Source organism: Sneathiella sp. (assembly GCF_029233945.1).
Lineage (GTDB): Bacteria > Pseudomonadota > Alphaproteobacteria > Sneathiellales > Sneathiellaceae > Sneathiella.
This window is the reverse complement of sequence record NZ_JARGOQ010000014.1, coordinates 64,590-70,684: the sequence shown is the minus strand read 5'-3', so window position 1 is coordinate 70,684 and position 6,095 is coordinate 64,590. Positions and strand designations below refer to the sequence as shown.

7 protein-coding genes are annotated in these 6,095 nt (G+C 56.7%); 6 read left to right on the top strand and 1 reads right to left on the bottom strand.

Annotation, left to right across the window (positions count from 1 at the left end; genetic code table 11):
* Both P1U71_RS06810 and mgtE read left to right on the top strand, forming a co-directional pair.
* Positions 1 to 294: phosphate acyltransferase (locus P1U71_RS06810; RefSeq protein ID WP_301104816.1), on the top strand; the 294-nt coding region annotated here is incomplete at its 5' end.
* Positions 295 to 296: 2 nt separating this feature from the next.
* Positions 297 to 1,694, top strand: coding sequence for a magnesium transporter (gene mgtE / locus P1U71_RS06805; protein ID WP_301104815.1), 1,398 nt, complete (start codon positions 297 to 299; stop codon positions 1,692 to 1,694).
* Between the two features lie 6 nt (positions 1,695 to 1,700).
* Here the strand turns inward: mgtE and P1U71_RS06800 are convergent, their stop codons facing one another.
* Entirely contained in the window at positions 1,701 to 2,600 is a 900-nt protein-coding gene (locus P1U71_RS06800) for a LysR family transcriptional regulator (protein ID WP_301104814.1), read from the bottom strand.
* Positions 2,601 to 2,738: 138 nt separating this feature from the next.
* Between P1U71_RS06800 and P1U71_RS06795 the strand changes: the two genes are divergently transcribed.
* From P1U71_RS06795 to P1U71_RS06780, 4 genes are all read left to right on the top strand, one after another.
* Entirely contained in the window at positions 2,739 to 3,221 is a 483-nt protein-coding gene (locus P1U71_RS06795; protein WP_301104813.1) for a PaaI family thioesterase, read from the top strand.
* Between the two features lie 89 nt (positions 3,222 to 3,310).
* Positions 3,311 to 4,483, top strand: a complete 1,173-nt coding sequence (locus P1U71_RS06790) for an isovaleryl-CoA dehydrogenase (protein WP_301104812.1) — start codon at positions 3,311 to 3,313, stop codon at positions 4,481 to 4,483.
* A 42-nt stretch (positions 4,484 to 4,525) separates the two neighbouring features.
* Positions 4,526 to 5,713, top strand: a complete 1,188-nt coding sequence (locus P1U71_RS06785; RefSeq protein WP_301104811.1) for an acetyl-CoA C-acyltransferase — start codon at positions 4,526 to 4,528, stop codon at positions 5,711 to 5,713.
* Between the two features lie 32 nt (positions 5,714 to 5,745).
* Positions 5,746 to 6,095 (top strand): acyl-CoA dehydrogenase family protein (locus tag P1U71_RS06780; protein WP_301104810.1); only part of this gene is annotated, 350 nt, incomplete at its 3' end.

Here is a 6,095-nt window from a genome sequence, read left to right as displayed (position 1 = left end):
GAGGCGATCTTCCCAAACTCCCGGCTGCAGGGTGCGGCAAATCTTCTGGTCATGCCCAATCTGGATGCGGCGAATATCAGCTATAACATCGCGAAGAGCATCGGACACGGGATTGCCGTTGGCCCGATCCTGATCGGTATGTCAAAGTCCGTGCATGTGACAGCGGCCTCAATCACCGTGCGCGGCCTCGTCAACATGACGGCGATTGCCGCCGTTGACGCGCAGGATCACAAGGTTGGCAAAATGATGCCAGGCCCGGTTGCAAGAAGAGAACGTCTTATTGATGAAGGTTAATCATGTCCGATGCGCAGGAACATAAAGACGACCTCCTCGAAGAGGAGAGCACGGCGCCTTCTTACGGCCTGAGCGACGAAATCGTTCAGGAAATACAGGACGCCATAGAGCGCGAAGACGCCGCTTTCATCCATGATGCGTTGGAGGACTGGCATTCCGCCGATATGGCGGACCTGATCGAGCAGTTAAAGCCGAAGCTGCGCCTGCCCCTGTTGAACATCATGGAAGGCCGGATCGATCCGGATGTGTATTCCGATCTCGACGAGAATGTGCGGGAGCATCTGGTCGATGATATGGAACCGGCGGAGATCGCCGCCTTCCTCAATGAACTTGAACTCGATGACGCGGTCGACGTTCTGGAAAATTTCGAAGAGGAAGAACAGCGCGAGGTCCTGAACGAAATTCCGGCGGATGAGCGGGGAGTTCTGCAAGAAGGCCTGTCCTACGGGGAGGATAGTGCCGGCCGCCTGATGCAGCGTAACCTGATTGCGGTGCCGGAATATTGGAATATCGGCCAGACCATCGATTATATGCGCGATACCGAGGATCTGCCGGAGGAGTTCTACGAGATATTTGTTGTCGACCCACGGCACCACCCTATCGGGACCATTCCGCTCAACCGCGCCATGCGCAGCAAGCGCCCTGTAGAGGTGCGCGACATCATGGATACGGAGCAGAAGCTTATTTCGGTCGATATGGACCAGGAAGAAGTCGCTTATCTGTTCCAGCAATATCGCCTTACCTCCGCGGCGGTCGTCAATGATGACGGTGCGCTGATCGGTGTGATCACGGTTGACGATATTGTTGATGTTATCAGCGAAGAAGCGGAGGAGGATATCCTGCGTCTCGGTGGTGTGTCGGAGGACGACCTGTTCGGCAGTGTCATGACGACAACGAAGACGCGTTTTCTCTGGTTGTTCGTCAATTTGCTGACGGCGATTGCGGCCTCCGTCGCGATCGGTCTGTTCGATGCAACGATGGAAGCGATTATCGCCCTCGCCGTGCTGATGCCCATTGTCGCCAGCATGGGCGGCAATGCAGGGACCCAGACGCTGACCGTTGCCGTGCGTGCTATCGCGACGAAAGAACTGACGGCGGCCAATATGCTCCGAATCCTGAGCAAGGAAACGATGGTGGCGTTCTTGAATGGCAGTGTTTTCGCGGTCTTGATCGGCATTATCGCCTGGGCCTGGTTCGCCAATGTGCAAATCGGCTTGATCATTGCGCTCGCGATGATCGTCAACATTCTGGTCGCGGCGGTTGCGGGTATGATCGTGCCGGTCACCCTTGACAGGATGAATATCGACCCGGCCATCGCCTCCAGCGTATTTGTAACCACCGTGACCGATATCGTTGGTTTTGTCGCCTTCCTCGGCCTGGCAACGGTTGTCCTGCTCTAGAACTGGTTAGCGCGCCCAGTCGAGATTTTTAATGGCGGCCCTTGCCGGATGCCAGTCATGGCTGGTTGCGAACATCTGGAATGAATGGATCAGATCATTCTCCTTTTCCTGCGGCCAGATCATCCCGATCGTTCGGTCAATATTGATCCCCTCCACCGGTAGGAGTGTGACGCCGGGCGCAGACAGAATGTCAGGCATCATGCAGAGGCCGACCCCGGCGCCGACATAGGTGAGGGCTTTTTCGTCCTGATCCGTTCGGAAGACGATATGCGGGTTGATCCCGGCGCTGGCGAAGGATCGCGTCAATTCGGTTTCAGCTTCGCAATGGGGCCGATGCAGGAAATCAAGCCCGTCCAGCTCTTTCAAGGGAATAGCGTTGCGATTGGCGAAGGAATGGCCGGACGGAACGGCAAGCATATATTTCCAGCTATAAAGACGTGTGAACTGAGCGTTGTTGACCTCTTCGGGTGGGATGGAGAGCGCGAGATCGATCCGCCCTTCATTAAGCCAGCGTTGGAGCTGTGCCGGCGCGCCATCCTTGATGGATATCTGAATATCGGGATGCGCCTTGCCGAAATCACTCAGCAGGGCCGCGATCCGGCTCGTCGGGGCGCTTCTAAGCAATCCCAGTTGCAAACGCCGGACCGGGTTTTTCCGGGTGATATCCGTCTTCGCCGCGTTACATTCATAAATGATGGTGCGCGCATGGGGAAGGAAGCGCCGCCCGGCCTCGGTCAGGGATATCTTGCGGGCATCGCGATTGAAAAGAGGTGTGCCGAGCTCCGTTTCCAGCTTCTTAATGCCCGTCGACAATGTTGGCTGGCTGACAAAGGCGCGTTCTGCCGCCCGGGAGAAATTGTTCGTCTCGACGATAGCGAGGAAGTATCTGAGCTGATAAATGTCCATACTATAGATGATATCAATAGTTATGATCGAAACAAATGATTTTATCTATTGACGAGAATTGCTTATATTCGCCCGGCATAATGGGAAGGACTGACGGGCTTTATACGCCGGAACGATCCTCAAAAAGCGGGAATAGGTATGCAGACGGAATTCGAGCCACGCAATCCGAACTATGAGAGCGTTGTCCGGGATAGTTTCTCGCGGCAGCCCTATATGGCGGATATCGGTGCGCGCATTGATCTGATTGAGCCGGGTATCTGCGAGTTGTCCCTTGAGACTCGCCCCGGGCTTACCCAGCAGCATGGGTTTTTCCATGGGGGATTGGTGGCGGCGCTTGCCGATTCAGCTGCGGGATATGCCTGTTATTCGCTCTATCCCCCAAATAGTACGGTCCTGACGACTGAGTTCAAGGTGAGCTTTCTCAATCCCGCACAAGGCGGGCGGTTGAAGGCGAAGGGGCGGGTCGTGAAGGCCGGCAAGACGCTCTTTGTCTGTCAGGCGGATGCCTATGCGGAGGAGGCGGGGAAGACAAGTCATTGCCTGACCGGGCTGTTTACGATGATGTGCCTGATGGGAAAATCGGACGCGTTGAACCTTGGCCGCGAAGCGGTATCGACATGATTGCCCTGACGCCCCATATTAACTCCTGTCAGACCCTTTGCGTCTTTTAGGCCGTCATTTCATTCATTTTTGAAGGTAGGGAAAAAACGATGCCAGCAATTCATTTTCCGGGTCTTAATTTCGGTCTTGGCGAGACGGCCGATATGCTTCGCGATACGGTCTCCAGTTTTGCAAGCGAAGAACTCGCCCCGAGAGCGACGGAAATTGATGCCACCAACGAATTTCCCATGGATATGTGGCGGAAGATGGGGGATCTCGGCCTCTTAGGGATCACCGTTGAGGAAGAATATGGCGGATCAAATCTCGGCTATCTGGAGCATTGTATCGCGGTCGAGGAAATCAGCCGGGCGTCGGCTTCTGTCGGACTGTCCTACGGCGCGCATTCAAATCTCTGCGTCAATCAAATCCGCCGCAACGGGACTGAGGCGCAAAAAACCAAATACCTGCCGAAACTGATCAGCGGGGAACATGTCGGCGCGCTCGCCATGAGTGAGCCGGGCGCGGGCTCCGACGTTGTCTCCATGCGGCTCAGGGCAGAGAAGAAGGGCGATCGTTATATCCTGAATGGCAATAAGTTCTGGATTACCAACGGCCCCGACGCGGATGTTCTGGTGGTCTATGCGAAGACGGCACCGGATGCGGGCCCGCATGGGATTACAGCCTTCCTGATCGAAAAAAGCTTTGCCGGTTTTTCCACGGCGCAGAAGCTCGATAAGCTTGGCATGCGCGGCTCCAACACCTGTGAGCTGGTATTCGAGGATTGCGAAGTGCCGGAGGAGAATATTCTGGGGCCGCTGAACGAAGGCGTCCGCGTATTGATGAGCGGGCTTGATTATGAACGCGTTGTCCTCTCCGCTGGACCGCTGGGCATCATGCAGGCCTGCATGGATGCGGTGATCCCCTATATCCACGACCGGGAGCAGTTTGGTCAGCCGATCGGGACGTTTCAGCTCATGCAGGGCAAGGTCGCGGATATGTATTCGACCATGAATGCCTGCAAGGCTTATGTCTATGCCGTGGCGAAGTCCTGCGACCGCGGGGAGACGACGCGAAAGGATGCGGCCGGGGTTATCCTCTATGCGGCGGAGAAAGCGACCTGGATGGCGCTGGAGGCGATCCAGGCCTTGGGCGGAAATGGCTATATTAATGATTATCCGACCGGACGGCTTTTGCGCGATGCCAAGCTCTATGAGATTGGCGCGGGCACCAGCGAGGTTCGGCGGATGCTGATCGGGCGCGAATTGTTTAACGAGACAAGTTAAGTTTAGGAAGACACATCTTCGACAAATGATAAGGAGAATAAAATGAGTGAAGATCCAATTGTCATCGTTGGTATGGCCCGGACGCCAATGGGCGGGTTTCAGGGCGATCTTTCGGACGTGAAGGCCCCGGCACTGGGCGCCACGGCGATCAAGGCGGCGATGGACCGCGCCGGCGTCACCGGAACGGATATCGACGAAGTGATCATGGGCTGCGTGCTGCCGGCGGGCCTCGGTCAGGCACCGGCGCGTCAGGCGTCATTTGGCGCGGGCATTCCCGACAGCGTGGGCTGCACGACCGTGAACAAGATGTGCGGCTCCGGTATGCGCGCGGCGATGTATGGCTTTGATGCGCTCAAGGCGGGCAGCAATAATGTTGTTGTCGCGGGCGGTTTTGAGAGCATGACGAACGCCCCTTATATCCTGCCGAAAATGCGCACCGGCCTGCGGCTCGGTCATGGCGATGTGAAGGATCATATGTTCCTCGACGGGTTGGAAGATGCCTATGAGGAAGGCCGCCTGATGGGCAGCTTTGCCGAAGAAACGGCTGGCCTTTACCAGTTTACACGCGAAGCGCAGGATTCATACGCGATTGAATCGCTCAAGCGGGCGAAGCAGGCAACGGAAGACGGCAGCTTCGCTTCCGAAATTGCGCCAATTACGGTCAAGACCCGTAAAGGCGAAGTCATCATTGAGAAAGATGAGCAGCCGCTGAAAGGCAATCCGGATAAAATTCCGACCCTCAAACCCGCCTTTGCGAAGGATGGGACGGTCACAGCGGCGAACAGCTCTTCCATCTCCGATGGTGGCGCGGCGCTGGTCCTGATGAAGGAGAGCGAGGCGAAGCGGCGCGGGTTGAAGCCGATCGCGAAGTTCCTCGCCCATTCTACCCATGCCCGTAAACCCTCCGAATTCACCATGGCACCCATTGATGCGATCCAGAAGGTATTGGACAAGGTTGGCTGGACGAAAGACGACGTTGATCTTTTCGAGATTAACGAGGCTTTTGCCGTCGTCACCATGGCGGCGATGAAGGACCTTGGCCTTGATCATGAGAAGGTGAATGTGCATGGCGGCGCCTGTGCGCTGGGTCATCCTGTTGGCGCATCCGGCGCGCGGATCGTTGTCACTCTTCTCTCTGCCTTGCAGAAATATGGCAAGACACGTGGTGTCGCCTCTCTCTGCATCGGTGGCGGTGAAGCGACGGCAATGGCGCTGGAACTTGTCAATTAATCGCTGAACCAACGGGAAACGGAGAAAGCCGGATGATTTTAACTGAAGAGCAGACCATGATCCGCGACATGGCGCGCGACTTTGCGCAGAATCGTCTGGCCCCGAATTCCGTCGCGTGGGAAGAAGAGGCGGCGATCCCGCGGAGTGTCTTGGGTGAGATGGGCGCCCTCGGCCTGATGGGTATGACCGTGCCCGAGAATTACGGCGGGGCGGCGGCGGACTATGTCTCCTACGCCCTTGCGCTGATGGAGATTGCGGGCGGCGACGGTGCTGTCTCCACGGTGATGAGCGTCAATAACTCACCCTGCTGCGCCGCGATCCTTCAGGAAGGGACCGAGGCGCAGAAAGAGGCCTTCCTTCCCCAGCTTGCCAAGGGGGAGGA

Coding starts and splice junctions, on each gene's coding strand:
- mgtE (WP_301104815.1), top strand. CDS start 297: ATGTCCGATGCGCAGGAACATAAAGACGACCTCCTCGAAGAGGAGAGC.
- P1U71_RS06800 (WP_301104814.1), bottom strand. CDS start 2,600: ATGGACATTTATCAGCTCAGATACTTCCTCGCTATCGTCGAGACGAAC.
- P1U71_RS06795 (WP_301104813.1), top strand. CDS start 2,739: ATGCAGACGGAATTCGAGCCACGCAATCCGAACTATGAGAGCGTTGTC.
- P1U71_RS06790 (WP_301104812.1), top strand. CDS start 3,311: ATGCCAGCAATTCATTTTCCGGGTCTTAATTTCGGTCTTGGCGAGACG.
- P1U71_RS06785 (WP_301104811.1), top strand. CDS start 4,526: ATGAGTGAAGATCCAATTGTCATCGTTGGTATGGCCCGGACGCCAATG.